Source organism: Desulfobacula toluolica Tol2 (assembly GCF_000307105.1).
Lineage (GTDB): Bacteria > Desulfobacterota > Desulfobacteria > Desulfobacterales > Desulfobacteraceae > Desulfobacula > Desulfobacula toluolica.
In genome coordinates, this window is sequence record NC_018645.1 from 5,139,538 (window position 1) to 5,156,343 (window position 16,806).

Annotated in this window: 16 protein-coding genes; 11 read left to right on the forward strand and 5 right to left on the reverse strand. The window is 41.7% G+C overall.

Going from position 1 to position 16,806, the window contains the following annotated elements:
• The 11 genes from TOL2_RS22980 (at position 1) to TOL2_RS23030 (ending at position 11,946) form a co-directional block, all read left to right on the forward strand.
• Positions 1–777 carry an ABC transporter ATP-binding protein gene (locus tag TOL2_RS22980; RefSeq protein WP_014959669.1) on the forward strand — a complete coding sequence of 259 codons (777 nt, stop codon included), beginning with the start codon at positions 1–3 and terminating at the stop codon, positions 775–777.
• Positions 710–1,699 carry an ABC transporter substrate-binding protein gene (locus tag TOL2_RS22985; RefSeq protein ID WP_232508009.1) on the forward strand — a complete coding sequence of 330 codons (990 nt, stop codon included), beginning with the start codon at positions 710–712 and terminating at the stop codon, positions 1,697–1,699. The genes TOL2_RS22980 and TOL2_RS22985 overlap by 68 nt, the downstream gene beginning before the upstream one ends.
• Positions 1,696–2,403 (forward strand): precorrin-2 C(20)-methyltransferase, encoded by a 708-nt coding sequence (gene cobI / locus TOL2_RS22990; protein ID WP_232508010.1) that lies wholly within the window; start codon positions 1,696–1,698, stop codon positions 2,401–2,403. The genes TOL2_RS22985 and cobI overlap by 4 nt, the downstream gene beginning before the upstream one ends.
• Positions 2,400–3,467 (forward strand): nucleoside recognition protein, encoded by a 1,068-nt coding sequence (locus TOL2_RS22995; protein WP_014959672.1) that lies wholly within the window; start codon positions 2,400–2,402, stop codon positions 3,465–3,467. The genes cobI and TOL2_RS22995 overlap by 4 nt, the downstream gene beginning before the upstream one ends.
• A 1-nt stretch (position 3,468) precedes the next feature.
• Entirely contained in the window at positions 3,469–4,707 is a 1,239-nt protein-coding gene (locus TOL2_RS23000; RefSeq protein WP_014959673.1) for a bifunctional cobalt-precorrin-7 (C(5))-methyltransferase/cobalt-precorrin-6B (C(15))-methyltransferase, read from the forward strand.
• A gap of 5 nt (positions 4,708–4,712) precedes the next feature.
• Complete coding sequence (gene cobM / locus TOL2_RS23005; RefSeq protein WP_014959674.1) at positions 4,713–5,498, forward strand: precorrin-4 C(11)-methyltransferase; 786 nt, start codon at positions 4,713–4,715, stop codon at positions 5,496–5,498.
• Positions 5,473–6,588: a cobalt-precorrin 5A hydrolase gene (locus TOL2_RS23010; protein ID WP_014959675.1), complete on the forward strand. Its 1,116-nt coding sequence runs from the start codon at positions 5,473–5,475 to the stop codon at positions 6,586–6,588. Before cobM ends, TOL2_RS23010 begins: the two co-directional genes overlap by 26 nt.
• Complete coding sequence (gene cobJ, locus TOL2_RS23015; RefSeq protein WP_014959676.1) at positions 6,585–7,373, forward strand: precorrin-3B C(17)-methyltransferase; 789 nt, start codon at positions 6,585–6,587, stop codon at positions 7,371–7,373. Before TOL2_RS23010 ends, cobJ begins: the two co-directional genes overlap by 4 nt.
• Before the next feature lie 167 nt (positions 7,374–7,540).
• Positions 7,541–8,053 (forward strand): cob(I)yrinic acid a,c-diamide adenosyltransferase, encoded by a 513-nt coding sequence (locus TOL2_RS23020; protein WP_014959677.1) that lies wholly within the window; start codon positions 7,541–7,543, stop codon positions 8,051–8,053.
• Positions 8,050–9,513, forward strand: coding sequence for a cobyric acid synthase (locus TOL2_RS23025; RefSeq protein ID WP_014959678.1), 1,464 nt, complete (start codon positions 8,050–8,052; stop codon positions 9,511–9,513). The genes TOL2_RS23020 and TOL2_RS23025 overlap by 4 nt, the downstream gene beginning before the upstream one ends.
• 120 nt (positions 9,514–9,633) lie before the next feature.
• Positions 9,634–11,946 carry a FapA family protein gene (locus TOL2_RS23030; RefSeq protein WP_014959679.1) on the forward strand — a complete coding sequence of 771 codons (2,313 nt, stop codon included), beginning with the start codon at positions 9,634–9,636 and terminating at the stop codon, positions 11,944–11,946.
• On the opposite strand, the gene thpR is transcribed toward TOL2_RS23030, so the two are convergent.
• The 5 genes from thpR to TOL2_RS23055 all read right to left on the reverse strand — a co-directional run bounded on the left by thpR (position 11,943) and on the right by TOL2_RS23055 (position 16,801).
• Positions 11,943–12,527: an RNA 2',3'-cyclic phosphodiesterase gene (gene thpR, locus TOL2_RS23035; protein WP_014959680.1), complete on the reverse strand. Its 585-nt coding sequence runs from the start codon at positions 12,525–12,527 to the stop codon at positions 11,943–11,945. The genes TOL2_RS23030 and thpR overlap by 4 nt on opposite strands.
• The gene (locus TOL2_RS23040) at positions 12,524–12,811 is read right to left on the reverse strand and encodes a MoaD/ThiS family protein (protein ID WP_014959681.1); all 288 of its coding nucleotides are present in this window, start codon (positions 12,809–12,811) and stop codon (positions 12,524–12,526) included. The genes thpR and TOL2_RS23040 overlap by 4 nt, the downstream gene beginning before the upstream one ends.
• Before the next feature lie 159 nt (positions 12,812–12,970).
• On the reverse strand, positions 12,971–14,140 hold the full coding sequence (locus TOL2_RS23045; protein ID WP_014959682.1) for a molybdopterin molybdotransferase MoeA: 1,170 nt from the start codon (positions 14,138–14,140) through the stop codon (positions 12,971–12,973).
• Between the two features lie 133 nt (positions 14,141–14,273).
• Complete coding sequence (locus TOL2_RS23050; protein ID WP_014955898.1) at positions 14,274–14,876, reverse strand: 2Fe-2S iron-sulfur cluster-binding protein; 603 nt, start codon at positions 14,874–14,876, stop codon at positions 14,274–14,276.
• A complete protein-coding gene (locus tag TOL2_RS23055; protein WP_014959683.1) occupies positions 14,873–16,801 on the reverse strand; it encodes an NADH-quinone oxidoreductase subunit NuoF in 1,929 nt (642 codons plus the stop codon). The genes TOL2_RS23050 and TOL2_RS23055 overlap by 4 nt, the downstream gene beginning before the upstream one ends.
• Positions 16,802–16,806: the final 5 nt, after the last annotated feature.

The window sequence follows — 16,806 nt, forward strand, 5'->3', positions numbered from 1 at the left end:
ATGAAGTTAACACTAAACGACCTGTGCTTTGCCTATGACCGTGACCGGATCATCAAAAACATAAGCTGTTCTTTTGTGTCGGGAAGTTTTTATTCTATTCTCGGCCCTAACGGCAGTGGAAAGACCACTCTTCTGGATTTGATATCAGGTTTTTTAAAACCTGATACCGGATATATTGATATTGATCAGGCACCTGTTTTGTCTCTTTCAAAAAAAGATATTTCAAAAAAGATTGCCCTTGTTTCCCAGGACCATACAATAAATTTTCCATTCAGTGTAAAAGACGTGGTAATGATGGGGCGACATCCTTATATACCAAGATTTTCACATCCTTCTTACAATGATGTGGAACAAGTGGAGGCAATGATGCAGGTTTGTGGCATCCATCATTTGCATGACAGGAAAATCAATGAATTGTCAGGAGGGGAAAGACAGAGGTGTGTGTTTGCCCGTGCCCTGTGCCAGGATACACCGATTCTTTTGTTGGATGAAGCGTTTTCCAATATGGACATAAACCATACCCTGCACATGCTGCAACTGGTCAAACAGTCTGTAAAAGAAAAAAACAAAATTGTGATCAGTGTATTCCACGATTTGAACCTGGCCTCAACCTGGTCTGATTCGTTGCTGATGCTCAAAAATGGTAAGATAAGCGCATTTGGAAATTCCCAGGATGTACTGACACAAGAGACCATTAAAGAGGTCTTTGATGTGGCATCCATTGTTGAATTCAATGCTCATGTTCAAGCAAAGCAGGTGTATTATCCGTCGATTTAAAACCATAACAGGAATTTTGCTTTTTATTGTCCTGGTCTTATCTGCTCAAGTGCGGGCTGTAACCCTGACAGATAAAAAAGGCCGCAGGATTGTTTTTTCAAGCCCGTTTACCAGAATTGTCAGTCTTTATGGCGCTCATACGGAAAATCTGTATCATTTGAACCTGGAAAACCAGATTGTGGGGGTTTGCATTAATGACACGTTTCCTCCACAGGTTGATAAAAAAATAAAGTTTTCATATCATGATGATCCTGAAAAGTTTTTAGCGTATATGCCTGATCTTGTTCTGATACGGCCCATGATTGACAATGGCTATCCAAAATTGATCCGGCGGCTTGAAAAATCCGGTATTACCGTGGTGTCACTTCAGCCTTCAGGCATAAAGGAGATGTATGACTATTGGTTGACATTGGGGCTGTTGACGGGGAAAAAGCTGCAGGCGGAACAGATGGTGCAAACGTTTAAGGAAAAAACAGCAAATATCCAGGCATTGACCCGGGGAATTCATCCCAGAAAAAGGGTCTATTTCCAGGCCATTCACACACGGATGAAAACATTCACACAAGGAGCCATGCCCATTTTTGCCCTTGAAACCGCCGGCGGAATCAATGTAGCTTCTGATGCAAAAGCATCCAGAAACACCAATATTGCCGTTTATGGAAAAGAACAGATACTTGCCAAAGGATCACAAATTGATGTGTTCCTTGCCCAAAAAGGGGTGATGAATGCTGTGAACATTGAACAGATAAAAAAAGAACCAGGGTTTAATATTATTAAGGCTATAAAAAACAATCAAATATTCTTGATAGATGAAAATATCGTTTCCCGGCCTGTTCCCAGGCTTTATAATGGGATCATAGAAATTGGAAAATGCCTTTATCCAAATATTTTCACGCAAGAAAAGCTTAAAGAGGAACAATGATGGAGAATGTTGGAAAATTGTTCGGTGTGGGTGTGGGGCCAGGTGATCCCGAACTTATAACGGTAAAAGCGGTAAGGGTTATCAAAGAAGCTGATATTATTTTTACGGCAGCATCAACAAAAAACACCTATAGCCTGGCGGTTGAGATTGCATCTCCCTATATTTCATCTGATGCTTCGATTGAAAAACTGTTTTTTCCAATGAGCAAGGATGTCAAGGAAGTTGAAAGCGCATGGATCAAGAATGCAAGTCAGATTGCACAGGTGTTGAAACAAGGAAAAAAAGCTGTTTTTCTGACATTGGGAGACCCCACCACATATTCCACTTTTGGGTATATTTTAAAGAAAATGAAATGCGTAATGCCGGATGCAAACATTGAAACCATACCCGGCATTACATCTTTTCATGCGGCATCAGCACGGTTGAACCGGATACTGGTTGAAGGAGAAGAGTCGTTGCTTGTGACATCGGGTGCATTTGGCGGAGACAGGATAAGGCATGTCGGCAGTGTTGAAAATGTTGCCATTGTAAAAGCCTATAAAAATATTGAAGATATCAATAAAGCCTTGAAGGAAACCGGTCTTGACAACAGGTGTGTAGCGGTTTCAAAGTGCGGTCGTGAAAATGAGCAGATCATTGAAAATATTGATGCCCTGGAAAAAAGAACACCTGATTACTGGACATTGATCCTGGCCTCTAAATGAAACAAGGTGATGTAAAATATAAGAGACTTGGCATTTCAGTATGTTTTACGCTGGTCTGTCTGATTTTCAGCCTGAACTATTTTGATACTGTCAGCCTTTCGATCTGTTTGAAAAAGCTGGGTATACCCTTATTCAGACTTCTTGTGTTTATTTTTATCGGGCTTTTAGCGGGACAACTGATCGAAAGCCTTGGCTGGACAAGGCATGTGGCTGTTCTTGCCAGGCCGTTTTTCAGGTTTTCAAATCTTGGGAACCAGTGCAGCGCAGCTTTTACAACCGCGTTTATTTCCGGTGCCACTGCCAATGCCATGCTTTTGGATTTTTATGAAGACAAAAAAATCAGCAAAATTCAATTGTTTTTGTCAAACTATATCAACCAGTTCCCGGCATTTTTTTTGCACCTGCCAACCACTGTTTTTATTGTTCTTCCCTTAACCGGTTATGCCGGGGCGATTTATTTTATAATTACTTTTATGGCAACGCTTTTAAGAACCATTTGTTTTCTTGTGTTCGGCAGACTATACCTTAAACCCCACAAAAATTTTCAAAGCGAACAGATGCATTCAGGCGGCCTTGAAAAACAAAATAATAAAACAAACAAAAAAGAGATCAGATCCATACTGAAAAGCATCAGGACAAAGCTGCCCGGGCGCATCATTAATATTGTCGTATGGGTTTTGCCGATTTATACTCTTGTGTTTATACTCAATATCAATGGTTTTTTTGATTACCTGAACCAGGCCCTTGCAGGTGTTGTCACGGTGAACATCATGCCGGTGGAGTCTTTGTCCGTGGTTATTTTAAGTTTTGCCGCTGAATTCACATCCGGGTTTGCGGCTGCCGGGGCATTGATGGATGCCGGGGTTATCAGTGTGAAACAGACGGTTATCGCCCTTTTGCTTGGTAATGTCCTGGCATTTCCCATCAGGGCTCTTCGGCATCAGCTTCCCAGGTATATGGGGATTTTTTCTCCCAAAATGGGCCTGCAATTGTTGTTGTCGGGTCAGGTGTTCAGGGTGTTGAGTATTGTGTTGATGGGAACCCTTTATTATATGGTGGCATGATATGTATCCAATAGACATTATCGGTATCGGACAGGGAAGGGAAGATCTTACCCAAAAACATCTTGACCTGATCAGGGAATGTGATGTGCTGGTTGGAGGCAAACGTCATCTTGAGATGTTTGACTGTCCAGACAAACAAAAGATCACGGTCAAAGCCGACATGAACAGCGTTGTTGAAGCTATTAAAGATAAAATAAACCGTCATAAAATTGTTGTTCTGGCTTCAGGAGATCCTTTATTTTATGGAATTGGCTCCACACTAACCAGGTATTTTGACAAACAATATTTAACGGTTCACTCAAATATTTCATCTATTGCGGCTGCATTTGCCGCCATAAAAGAACCCTGGCACGATGCAAAAATTATCAGTCTTCACGACAAACAAAAGGCTTTTTTTTCTTTTGGATCTTTGGCTTGTGAACAAAAGGTTGCTTTTCTTACCAATCCTCAGATGAATCCCCAATATATTGCAGCAGGTCTGATGAAATACGATTTGTATGATTTCAGGTTTTGCGTAATCGAAAAGCTGGGTGACAAAGATGAAGAAAAGATCACATGGATTGACAATATTGACCAGGTAAAAAACCATACATTTTTACAGCCCAATATTGTTATTCTTAAAAAACAGGAACAAGAAAACAATCATGTTTCACATGAAACACATATCGGCATGGATGATTTTGCGTTTAAACATTCCAACGGACTCATTACAAAGTCTGAAATTCGAAGCATTACTTTGTCCAAATTAAAATTAACCAGAAAAGATCATGTGCTTTGGGATATTGGTGCAGGCTCAGGCTCTGTTGGTATTGAAGCCTCCTTACAGATTCCTTTGGGCCGTGTATATGCTGTTGAGAAACATCCAGGCCGCATTTGTGACATTGCTCACAATATTAAAAAACTCAATTGTTCCAATGTTCAGATAATAAATACAGCCTTTCCTGAAGGGATGGAAGAGTTGACGCGTCCGGATCGAATTTTTATTGGCGGCGGGGGGCAAAGCCTTGAGCAGATTATAACAGTATCTGCCGGCAAACTTGCCGCTTTTGGTATTATCGTCGTTAATACGGTTTTGTTGCAAAATATGGAAATTGCGTTAAGGCTTTTAAAAGAAAAGAACTTTGATCCTGATGTGGTTCAAGTCCAGGTGTCCAGATCAAAAACAATGCCTTTTGGAGATCGACTCGAGGCGTTAAATCCGGTCTGGATTATTTCAGGCTCAAAACCAGAAACAAGGTAATTTATATGAAAAAAGATCAAAATACGGTTGTTTTTGCCGGTGCAGGACCTGGTGATCCTGATCTCATTACGGTTAAATCCATGAATGCTTTGAAAACAGCAGACCTGATCATTTATGCGGGATCATTGGTGCCTGAAGCAGTGCTGTGCTGGAAGGGCAAAAACACAAAAACCCAGTCAAGTGCGGGTATGGATTTAAAAAAAATTGTTGATACCATCAGCGAATATCACGCCAGAGGAAAGAAAGTGGTTCGTCTTCATACAGGTGACCCGTCCCTTTATGGTGCTATTTTTGAACAGATGCGGGAGCTTGAAAAACTCAATATTCCTTATGAAGTGATTCCGGGTGTAACAGCCGCATTTGCCGCATCAGCAAAAATGAACATGGAATATACGCTTCCCGAGGTCACCCAGACCTTGATTCTTACCAGAATATCGGGAAGAACACCGGTTCCGGATTCGGAAGACCTTGAGAAACTGGCATCCCATCAGTCATCAATGGCCATTTATCTGAGCATCGGTCATGCTATAAAAGTTCAAGAAATTCTGGAAAAACATTACGGGAAAGACGCCTTGTGTGCAGTGGCCTATAAAGTGAGCCATCCTGAAGAAAAAATTGTCTACACAAAGATCAGCAAGCTTGTGAAAACTTGCGAAGACAATGAGATCACACGGCATGCCCTGATTATTGTCGGAAAATCCGTTGAAGCCTGCGTCCTGGGCCGGGATATTTTAAAATCAAAATTATACGATTCAACATTTTCCCATGGCTATCGAAACGCTGAAAAATAAATTTTTTTTTGGCGGTTTAGCCATATGGAGCATTACCCCCAATGGAAAAATTCTGGGTCAAAAAATTCAGAAGTCAGTCCAGGGCAGCACTCTTTTTGTGTCTGCCAGCATTGTGCAAGACAGTGATAATGAAAAAAATACCATTGTGTTTAAAAAATTATCCAAAGAGATTCATCTTCAATTCAGTGCCTTTGGGGGACATATCTTTATATTTTCAACCGGAATTGCAGTTAGAATGATTGCTCCGTTGTTGAAATCAAAAATGATTGACCCGGCTGTTGTCGTGGTCGATGATAATGCAAATTATGCCATAAGTCTTGTTTCCGGTCATATGGGGGGCGCAAATCATCTGGCAAAACAAATCGCCGATATTATAAATGCAATCCCTGTTATTACGACTGCCACTGACACCAACCGGCTGCCATCCATTGATATGATTGCAAAAGAGCAGGGCCTTTATATTGAAACGCCCCAGAATATCAAGCATGTCAACATGGCATTTTTAAAGGGTGCCAAGGTGAGGCTGTATGATCCTTTCGGGTGTGTTAAAAATAATTTACCTGAATCTTTCAGGATAGATGCAGTCAACTGGAATAAAAAAATAGATGATCAAGCAATAGATGATATAGGGAATGTATCGGAAGGTGAATCGGGAACAGTATTTTGTTCATATGAAACCAAAGATGTTTCATGTGAAACACTTGTTTTAAGGCCGCGGGTTTTAACCGTCGGCATTGGATGCAACAGGGGGACATGCTGTGAAGATATTAAGGCGTTTTTAATCTCAGTTCTTAAGCAACAAGGCCTGTCCGTTAACAGTATTTTTCGATTTGCAACAAGTGATATTAAAAAAGATGAAATCGGTTTGCTGGCCCTTTCACAAGAGATGAAGATTCAAATAGATTTTTATGATAAAAACAAATTAAATTCAGTCAAGACAATTCAAACCCCATCAAAGATGGTTGAGAAACATTTAGGAGTTAAGAGTGTATGCGAAGCAGCAGCGATTCTTTCAGCCGGCAACGGGCAACTGATTGTTCCAAAGAAGAAAAACAAGGATGTCACCATTGCAGTGGCAATAAAACAATGAACCTTTATGTGATCGGCACAGGCCCGGGGAATATTGACTATATGTCCCAAAGAGCAGTTGATATTATCAAACAGGTCGATTGTGTGGCAGGATATACGACGTACATTGAGTTGATTGATGATCTTGTAAAAGACAAGGAAATTATATCCACAGGTATGATGAAAGAGGTGGACAGGGTTGAAAAAGCCATTGAACAGGCCCTGGCCGGTAAATCATGCGCCCTTGTTTCAGGGGGAGATCCTGGTATTTACGCCATGGCGGGCCTTGTTTTTGAAATCTGTCAACAGCGGGGCATCAAGCTTGTCAGATCACAGGATAAAGAAAACAATCCTGATGGCGACAAAGGGCTGGCTCTTGAAATTGTTCCGGGAATTCCTGCTCTGGCAGCAGGTGCGGCATTGGCAGGGGCACCGTTGACCCATGATTTTGCTGCTATTTCTTTGAGCGATCTGCTCACCCCCTGGGAAAAAATTGAAAAACGCCTGACTTGTGCTGCCATGGCGGACTTTGTCATTGTATTGTATAACCCGAAAAGCAAAAAAAGAGACTGGCAGTTAAAAAGGGCCCAGGAACTGATATTGGAACACAGGGACGGATCAACACCGGTTGGAATTGTCACCGGAGCCATGAGAGAAAATCAGAATGTTACCTTTACAACTCTGGATGAAATGGATAGAGCGGATGTCGGAATGCAGACGGTCGTGTTTATCGGCTCCAGTGCTTCTGTCCGCTATATGGATTTTTTGTTTACACCCAGAGGGTATGCAAAAAAATACGATATTTAAAAAATATTGAAAATATAGATATTGACGGAGATAGATATTGAATCTGTGCTGTTTTTAAAAACTGCCACGGGCAGACTTGGTCTTTCGCTCAGATTTGCCCACAACAAAACATGAAAGTCATTGTTTGGATTTTTGAAGACTTTCATATAAACAATAGGAGAGATGTTGTGAAAGGATATATTCAAGTGTACACGGGCAATGGTAAAGGCAAAACAACGGCCGGCCTGGGACTTGCACTCAGGGCAGCCGGTGCCGGGCTTTCCGTCTATATTGTTCAGTTTTTAAAAAAAGGGGACTATTCTGAAATCAAAGCCCTGTCCAAATTTGAGAATATCACGGTTGAACAATACGGCCTTGGAAAATTTGTTAAGGGAAAACCTTCTGATGATGACATTGTGGCCGGTGCTGCAGGGTATCTCAAATTATGCGATATTTTAAAACAAAACAACCATGACGTGGTGATTGCAGAAGAAGGCAATGTTGCGGTCAGTTGCAATCTGATATCGGAAAAACAGCTTCTTGAATTGATGGACATGAAACCAGATAATGTTGAATTGGTTATAACAGGCCGGGGAGCCACCCAAAAAGTGATTGAACGAGCAGATCTTGTGACGGAGATGAAAGAGATCAAGCATTATTATAAACAAGGCGTTGCAGCCAGGGTTGGAATAGAAAAATGATGAAAAAAAATATCGCCATTCTTGGAACCGGCTCTGATGTCGGAAAAAGCATTGTTGCCGCAGCACTTTGCAGATCGCTTGCAGATCAAGGAATAAAGGTTGCACCCTTTAAGGCTCAGAATATGTCCAATAATTCGGGCATCACCCCGGAAGGCCTTGAAATGGGAAGGGCTCAGATTGTTCAGGCAGAGGCCTCAAAAATTGCTCCTCACGTCAATATGAATCCCATTCTTTTAAAGCCCACAGGTGAGAAGCAATCCCAGGTGATTCTCAATGGGAAAGTTCATGGTGACCAGACAGCAATGGATTATCATCGAAACAAAGGATTTTATTTTGAAAAGGCGTGCCAGGCTTTTGACCGCCTTGCACAACAGTATGACCGGGTCATCCTGGAAGGCGCCGGATCATGTGCTGAAGTTAACCTGATGCCCAATGATATCGTGAATTTTGCCATGGCGGAATATGCTGATGCAGATGTTATTCTTGTGGCTGATATCCACAGGGGAGGTGTGTTTGCACAACTTGTCGGCACTCTTGCATGCCTGCCGGAAAAATATTGCCAAATGGTCAAAGGATTTATAATCAACCGGTTCAGAGGGGATATTGCCCTGTTCAACGACGGGGTTGAGTGGATTGAAAACAAGACAGGCAAACAGGTGTTGGGGGTCTTGCCCTGGTACACCCATTTTAAGATTGATGCGGAAGATTCTGTGGAAATTGAGCAATGCAATGATTTTAAAGACTTTAAACCTGATATGCCGGCAATCGGTATCATCCGGCTGCCACATATTGCAAATTTTACGGATTTTCACGCCCTGTCAAAAATAAAGGATATTCAAACCATTTTTATTGACAAGCCCGACCAATTGTCAAAATTTAAGGCGGTCATTATTCCGGGATCAAAAAATACCCGGGAAGATCTTCAATGGTTGATCAACAATTTTAAAACCCCTCTTGAAGAGTATAACCGGTCAAATGGACATATTTTGGGAATTTGCGGCGGATATCAAATGCTGGGCGAGTTTGTAGATGACCCTGACGGGCTGGAAGGCAGGCCGGGAAAAACAACCGCACTGTGTCTTTTGCCGGTTCAAACCGTGTTAAAGGCACCCAAAACAACCACCTTAAGTGATTTTCAATGGCAGGGTGCCAAAGGCAAAGGATATGAAATCCACATGGGATATACCACATTAACCGCGGGAGCCGCTTTGCTGGAGGTCAGTTCAAGAAATTTAATTTCCTGCACAGACACGGATGGATGCCTGTCTGAAAACAGCAGGGTTGCCGGAACATATATGCACGGTTTTTTTGATTCTCCGCAAATTTTATCAAAATGGTTGAATACCATAGGATTGAACTTCAAAACTCCATATGATGACATGGTTTCACAAAAAGAATACGATTATGCCCTTTTAAAGGAACATTTTGAAGCCCACATTGACTTAAGCCACATCTTTTAGACAGGAAATAAGCCTTTTGTTTTAAATGTGATTTAATACTTTTGAAATGGTTTACATTCTTTTGTAAATTCTTTATCTATATTGATAAAGAAATTTAACACAAAAGGAAAGAGGACAGAGTTGAAACCTGTCCCCGACAAAGAAAAAACTTTGGAACAATCGAATCAAATTCCATCTCTGGCTGAACTTGCCCTGAAATACGGTACCATCAATGATGAACAATTCAATCATGTTCGTCGTCTGTACGCCCTTAAGCGCAATAACGATAATCCAATCGGCTATGAAAAACTGCTTTTAAGCCAGAAATTTGTCACCCGATACCAGGTCGGACTTTTGAAACTGATTCAGGAATATCTTGTCGTTAGAAAACAAGGGGAAACATTTGGTCAAATTGCCGTTGAACAAGGCTTTGTCAGCCAGGACGATGTAGACCGTGCCCTTGAAATGCAGAAAAAAGAATTCAGGCAGTCTAAAATCAAAAAACTGATCGGAGATATTCTGGTTGAGTCAAGTGTTCTGACACTCAAACAGAAAAATGAGATACTCAAAGAACAGAATTTTCTTGATACCAGGGCAAGGAAAACTTTTGCAACTGATCCCTCAAAAAGAGTGGATCAGGATGGTGACCGCCCCATTGATCAAGATATAGATCTTTCAGACTATGAAAAACAATTTTTAAAAATAAAGGTATTGGATCAGGAATTTGCCGCATGTGTTATTGAGAAGGGCTTTTGCTCAAAACGGGAAGTGAAGATCGCCCAAAAAGTCCAGGCAGATGAATTTGAAAAAGAAAAGAAAATTCGAATCCTTGGCGATATCATGGTTGAATTAAATTATTTAACCAAAGAACAAAGAAACCTGATCTTAAAAGAACAGGATCGGATTAAAAAAAACAGTGGATTTGTCACGGATTCCGGGGTACATGTCCATATTGGCCAGGATCAAATGGAAGCTGTGGTGAAAATCAGCAAGGAACCTGAGAATGTCTGCCTGCAAGATATCAAGGATGCTCTTGAGACAAAGGGAGTCAAATATGGAGTTTATACGGATGCCATTCTTCAATGCAATCTTGATTTGAAAAATAATGAGTTTGTCGCAGCAAAACAGGGGCTTGCTTCAGATGTATTAACGAACAAAAATGTCTTGTACCATTTTGATACCGGCAAAACAGATACTGAACCTACAAAAAAAGGTGCTTTATTGGCAGAGCAGCGTCTGGAAGAGGGAACATATTTAAAAAAAAATGTGTTTGGAAACAATATAGAGCAACCCAAAGCTCATGACCTTTTTTTCAGGTGTGCCAGCGGAACCCGGTTTTTAAAAGACAACAAAAATGCCCATGCAAAGGCTTTTGCAGTCAAGACAGGCTTTGTGTGCCTGTCTGTTGAAAGAAAATTATACATTCATTCAACCATTAATGTTCTTGAAGATGCAGACCTCAGATATGGACCTCTTGAAAATTATGCGAATTTAAATATCTCAGGTATTTTAACCGGTGCATATCCTATAACCGCAGGACAGGTTAATGCAAGAGAAATCAGAGGGGCTCGTATCGTGGCCACAGGGAGTGTCAAATCCCAGGTGGGGATAACCGATGCCGTCATCAGCGCCCAGGGCGATATTCATGCGGCTTATCTCCATAATTGCAGGATAGAAACTTTTGGTAATGTTTATATTGCCAATGAGATTATTGATTCCCATATTTTTTGCAGTGGTAAAATCAATTCAGGCCAATGCCGGGTCATCTCTTCAATTTTGTATGCTAAAAAAGGCATTGAGCTTGCCGGTGCTGGAAACAATAGAACAAAAGCGTGCATCCTCGGAGCTGGAAGCGAACATCATATCCTTAAAAAAGCCGGGCAGATTAATCTTGAAATAAAAAACATCAGCCAGCATGTGGATGAATTAAAAGAAAAAAAAGACGATCAGGACCGTTCTGCAAAAAAAACGTTTCAAAAAATGGTTGAACTAAAAATTTTTCATGATCGCGCAAAAAATAAAAAACAAAAACTTGCGGCTGAATTCAAAAGAAAAAATGATATCTTTAAAAAGGAAAACTTAAAAAACATTGCAGTCTTGATAAATAATTTTGAAAAAAGAATGATTTCGTCTATCTCTTTGTTAAAAGAATTAAACAAGACAAAAAAGGAATATGAAAAACAAAGTGCAATCCTTGAAAAAAAAATCAAAAACCTTGAACCGGAAATAAAAAGAAAAATTTTTGAACGTCAAATGGACCTTGCTGTATTTTTTGAATGGACAAAAAAACAAAAAAACAATCCGCAGATAAAAATAAACCATAAAGCATTTCCGGGAACCCTGTTAAAGGGGATTTTTTCATCATTGGAAATAGAAAAAGAGATGAATGGTTTTTTGGCTTTTGAAACATCCCATTCAACAAAAGGGTATCAAATGGCGATTCAAAAAAATTAATTTTTTAATGGCGCGGAAAAAACAAGTTGATGAACAGCACCGCAAGCGGTCAATTCGCTCTGGAAAAGTTTGACTTTGGAAACCCGAAACTCATCTGATTGAACATCCTTAAAGTCCTCTATCAGCCTGACCATTTTTTTGGGAAAAACCGGCTGTTTGATTCTTGCCAAAGTTAAGTGGGGGGCAAATCTTTGGTTGTTTTTTTTTATTCTCATTTCTTTGAAAAGACTGTTTTCCAATTGGTTGGCAAGGTTTTCCAAAATATCTGTCTGACCTCTTGTCCCGGACCAGATGACCCTGGTATTTTTTACCGAGGGAAACACACCTATCCCTGCTGCAAACAAAGTATGAACCGGTATTCTGCCTGCCTCCCGTATCATGATTGTTTTGAGGGTATCAATTTTGCTGACAGGAAAGGCACCAATAAACTTCAGGGTTAAATGCATGGCAGCAGGTTTTGGCCAGGATGCCTTGATACCTGATTTGCGCAATTGTTTCTGAATATCATGTAAAAAACCTTTTATTTCGTCAGGAAGTGATATGGCAATAAAAGCGCGGATATGTCTGTTGTCTGAGTTCATTGTAACTTTTTATTTTTAAATCCCAGCATCACCCTGTAAGGCCCGGGAGTCCCGGGTGGTATCAGGGCAACACGGTCGTTTTCCCGGAGGATTGTATCAAAAGCGGCAACCCTTCCATTAACAAACACAGCCTCAACCTCTTCAGGCGTTAATTGAACTTGCCGGATCAAATCCATTGCAGTGGTTCCCTGTTCCACTTTCATGATAACATTGGAATAGTCGATCTGTTTTTGTTTTAATTTTTTTTGCAAAAATGAAAAAGCATTAAATGTGATAATCGGCATGATATCCTTATGATCTTTCTATTTTAGGTTAACCATGTATAGACAGACTATAATCTCAACTTTCGGACAATTTTATCAATTCCGAAAGTTGAGATTATAATATAAGGAATGTTGCAGATTCACAATAATTTTTAATTGGATATTTTTTAAAGCGGCATTTCAGCGACCGACTATCTTCAAGCACCCCGGCATGGTGTTACATACCTGTTTTTTTTTTTTCAAATATTTATTATCATTTCCTGACAAAGTCTTTCCCAAAGGAATCTGGGGTGCCCGATGATGTTCTTTGTTACCTCCTTGTCCATAGTTGAATGAGTCAATAAGAGAAAATGGATCATTTGTATTATGTGAGGCATTTGATATGTTTTGAAAGCCCATCATTTTAAGAAGTGCTGGTCTTATGAATTGTTCAAATGAGAGCATTGTAGCCGAAGGGTTTCCGGGTAATCCAAAAACCAGTTTTTTTCTTATTGTCCCGAATACGGTTGGTTTTCCCGGTTTGTCAAAGATATTGGTGAATTTCATTTTCATATCCAAAGAAGAGAAAGCCTTATGAACTAGGTCATACTTGCCTTTGGAGGTGCCGCCGGATGTGATAATAACATCTGCATGGAGCGCTTCATACAACTGGCTTTGCAGCTCCTCTAAATCGTCTTGAACAATACCTATACACAGGGGCTTTGCACCGGCTTCCACAACCTGTGCTGCCAGGGCATAAAGATTTGAACACATGGCTTTTGAAGGCGAGGGCGGTTCATGGAAGTCAGAGAGTTCATCACCTGTTGAGAGAATAGCCACAATGGGTTTGCGATGAACATATACATAGGCTCGCCGCAGGCTTGCAAGCGCCCCCACCTCCAGCGGACTGATAACATCTCCTGCATGAAGAACGACCTCTCCTGTTTGCAGGGACTCTCCTTTAAAGCGAATGCCCTCACCACATCCCGGATCAATGCTGCAAATGACATAGCCGTCTTCTTCAATAGTGTCCTCCACCTTTACGACGGTATCCGCACCTTCGGGAACCAATCCTCCGGTCATTATTCTAACTGCTTCACCTTCTTTTACAATTGCACCACAAGGCTTTCCTGCTGGTGATTCTCCGATTATTTTAAAATATGCCGGGTTTTGTTTTGAAACACTGCGGAGGGAAGTATGACTTACAGCATAACCGTCCATTGCTGAAATATCCGATGCCGGAAGATCTTCTGCAACAATGATATCCTGAACAAGAACTCTTCTGACCGCATCAAGAATTGGTACACTTTCGCGTCCCAAAACAGGAGTTGCTTCCAAGATCTGTTTTTGAACCTTCTTAATATCAATCATGCTGAAAACCTCCTTTATTATTACAGTGAAGCACCTGGTAAAAGCTTGTACTTATTCCTGCACTCAATTATTAATGTTCCTTAATTTTACTTCCCTGTAAAATTTTTGCAGATTAATCCTGTTTTTTTGTATCCTATTTTTTTGGTTCAGTTTCAGGAAAAGAAAGAGATTGTGCCAGCACAAAAGCAGCCTGGAGATAGGAAGTCGGGCATAAAGGAAAGCATTCTTTGCAATCATTACACTCTACCGCCGCTATTTCAGGTATAAAGCTGATCTCTTTGTTTATTCCCCTGTCAACAAATCCAAGGGCATGTTTTTGTGCCACTTCCGCGCAGTATCTGACACAAAGACCGCAGTGAACACAAAAAGAAGGATCTTTTTCATACCGGTCTGCAACAGCACCATACTCTTTTGCCATTTTCATCAGTTCCGGAGAATCCGGAGCATGAGCCATCAGCAATTCTATGATGGTTTTTCTGATTCTGTCGACCTTTTCAGACCTGGTCCTGACAATTATATTTTCTTCCACCGGATAAACGCAGGAAACAACGAGCTTTGTCCAGCCGCGAACTTCTACTTCCACGATGCAGACGCGGCATCCCCCGAATGGTTCCAATTTTTCATGGTGACAGAGAGTGGGGATATATATCCCTTCATTTTGAGCTGCCTCCAGAACGGTCATCCCTTCCGTTGCCTTTACTTGTTTTCCATCAATTTCAAATTGGATTTCACTCATTTTACTTTGCTCTTTTTAATTATCATTCTGTTTTCTTCAGGAACAGGAGCCGGAACAGGTTCGCCGGAAATCTTGGTCACTGCGCCAAAACGGGAGGGACAGACTTCAAAGCAGGTTCCGCACTTTGTACATTTCTCCTGGTCAATGATATGGATCATTTTTTTCGCACTGTCAATGGCGTCTGCAGGGCATTTTTTTGCACAGATCATACATGCCTTGCATTTGTCAGGATCGATATAAAATGCGATCAGCTCTTTGCAGGCCAGTGCCGGGCATTTTTTCTCCCGGATATGTGCTTCATATTCATCCCTGAAGTATTTCAAGGTACTCAGGAATGGATTGGGAGCGCTTTTGCCCAGGGCACACAGCGAGGCTTCAACAGCAGTTTCAGCCAGCTCTTCTAACAGTTCAATGTCGCCTTCTTTGCCCAGGCCTTTTGTGATGTTGGTCAAAATGCGGTGCATCTGGCGCAATCCTTCACGGCAGGGAACACATTTGCCACACGATTCATCTGTAAGAAACTCAATAAAGTACCTGGCAACATCCACCATGCAGGTATCTTCATCCAGAACGATCATGCCGCCTGAACCCATCATGGAGCCGGCTTTGGTCAACTCGTCAAACCCAACTTGAAGGTCCAGCAGGTTTTCCGGGATACATCCGCCGGAAGGTCCGCCGGTCTGAACGGCTTTGAACTTCTTGCCGTTGGGTATGCCGCCGCCGATTTTATAGATGATTTCATTCAGGGTCATGCCCATGGGGACTTCAACCAGGCCCGTATTGGTGATCTTGCCAACCAGGGAGAAAATCTTGGTTCCCTTGCTGCTTTCGGTTCCAACCGAAGAAAACCAGTCAGCGCCTTTGTTGATGATCAAAGGCACGTTGGCCCAGGTCTCAACATTGTTCAGCACAGACGGTCTTTCCCAAAGTCCCTTGACATTGGATCTAACATATTTGGGTCTGGGCTCTCCTGCTTTTCCTTCCAGAGAGGTCATCAAAGCTGTTGACTCGCCGCAGACAAATGCACCTGCACCCTGGTGGACAATGACTTTGAAGTCAAAGCCGGACCCCAGGATATTTTCCCCGAGCAGGCCGTATTCTTCAGCCTGTTTGATGGCAAGATTGATATTTTCAACTGCCAGCGGGTATTCCTGGCGAACATAAAAATAGCCTTCGTGGGATGCCACAGCATATCCGCCAATGATCAATCCCTCTAAAATTGAATGGGGATTGCCCTCAAGAAGCGCCCTGTCCATAAATGCTCCGGGGTCACCCTCATCAGCATTAACGATCACATATTTGATCGGTTCGGGTGCATTACGCGATCCTTCCCATTTTCTGCCGGCTGGAAAACCTGCACCACCACGGCCTCTGAGGTTGGATTTTTTGACCTCTTCGAGAACATCTATATCCGTCATCTCACCAAGGGCTTTGGCAAGTGCGGAGTAACCGCCAAGAGAGATGTAATCTTCAATACTCTTGGAGTCAATCTTGATGTTATTGCACAGAACCGTTCTTTCCTGGCTTCTGTAAAATGAGATATCTGATTCTTTGACTGCTTTTTCTCCGGTTGCAGGATCTTCAAAAAGCAGGCGGTCGATAACCTTTTTATTCTTTATGGTCTGTTCAATAATTTCGGGAACATCTTCAACTTTAACCTGAAGATAGCATATCTCTTCAGGATAGATGACCACAACAGGTCCGCGTTCACAGAATCCCGGACATCCGGTTCCCTTGGTGCTGACTGTTGCTGCCAAACCCTGGTTTTCAATTTCCTGATGAAACGCTTCAATCACTTCATCTGCGCCTGAGGCAACACAACCGGCACCGGCACAGATTGAAATGCAGGGATTGTTCGGGTCTCTTCTGGATAATATTTCTTGCCTGAAGCTTTCTAATTCTCCGGGCGTATTTAACCGCGCCATAATTT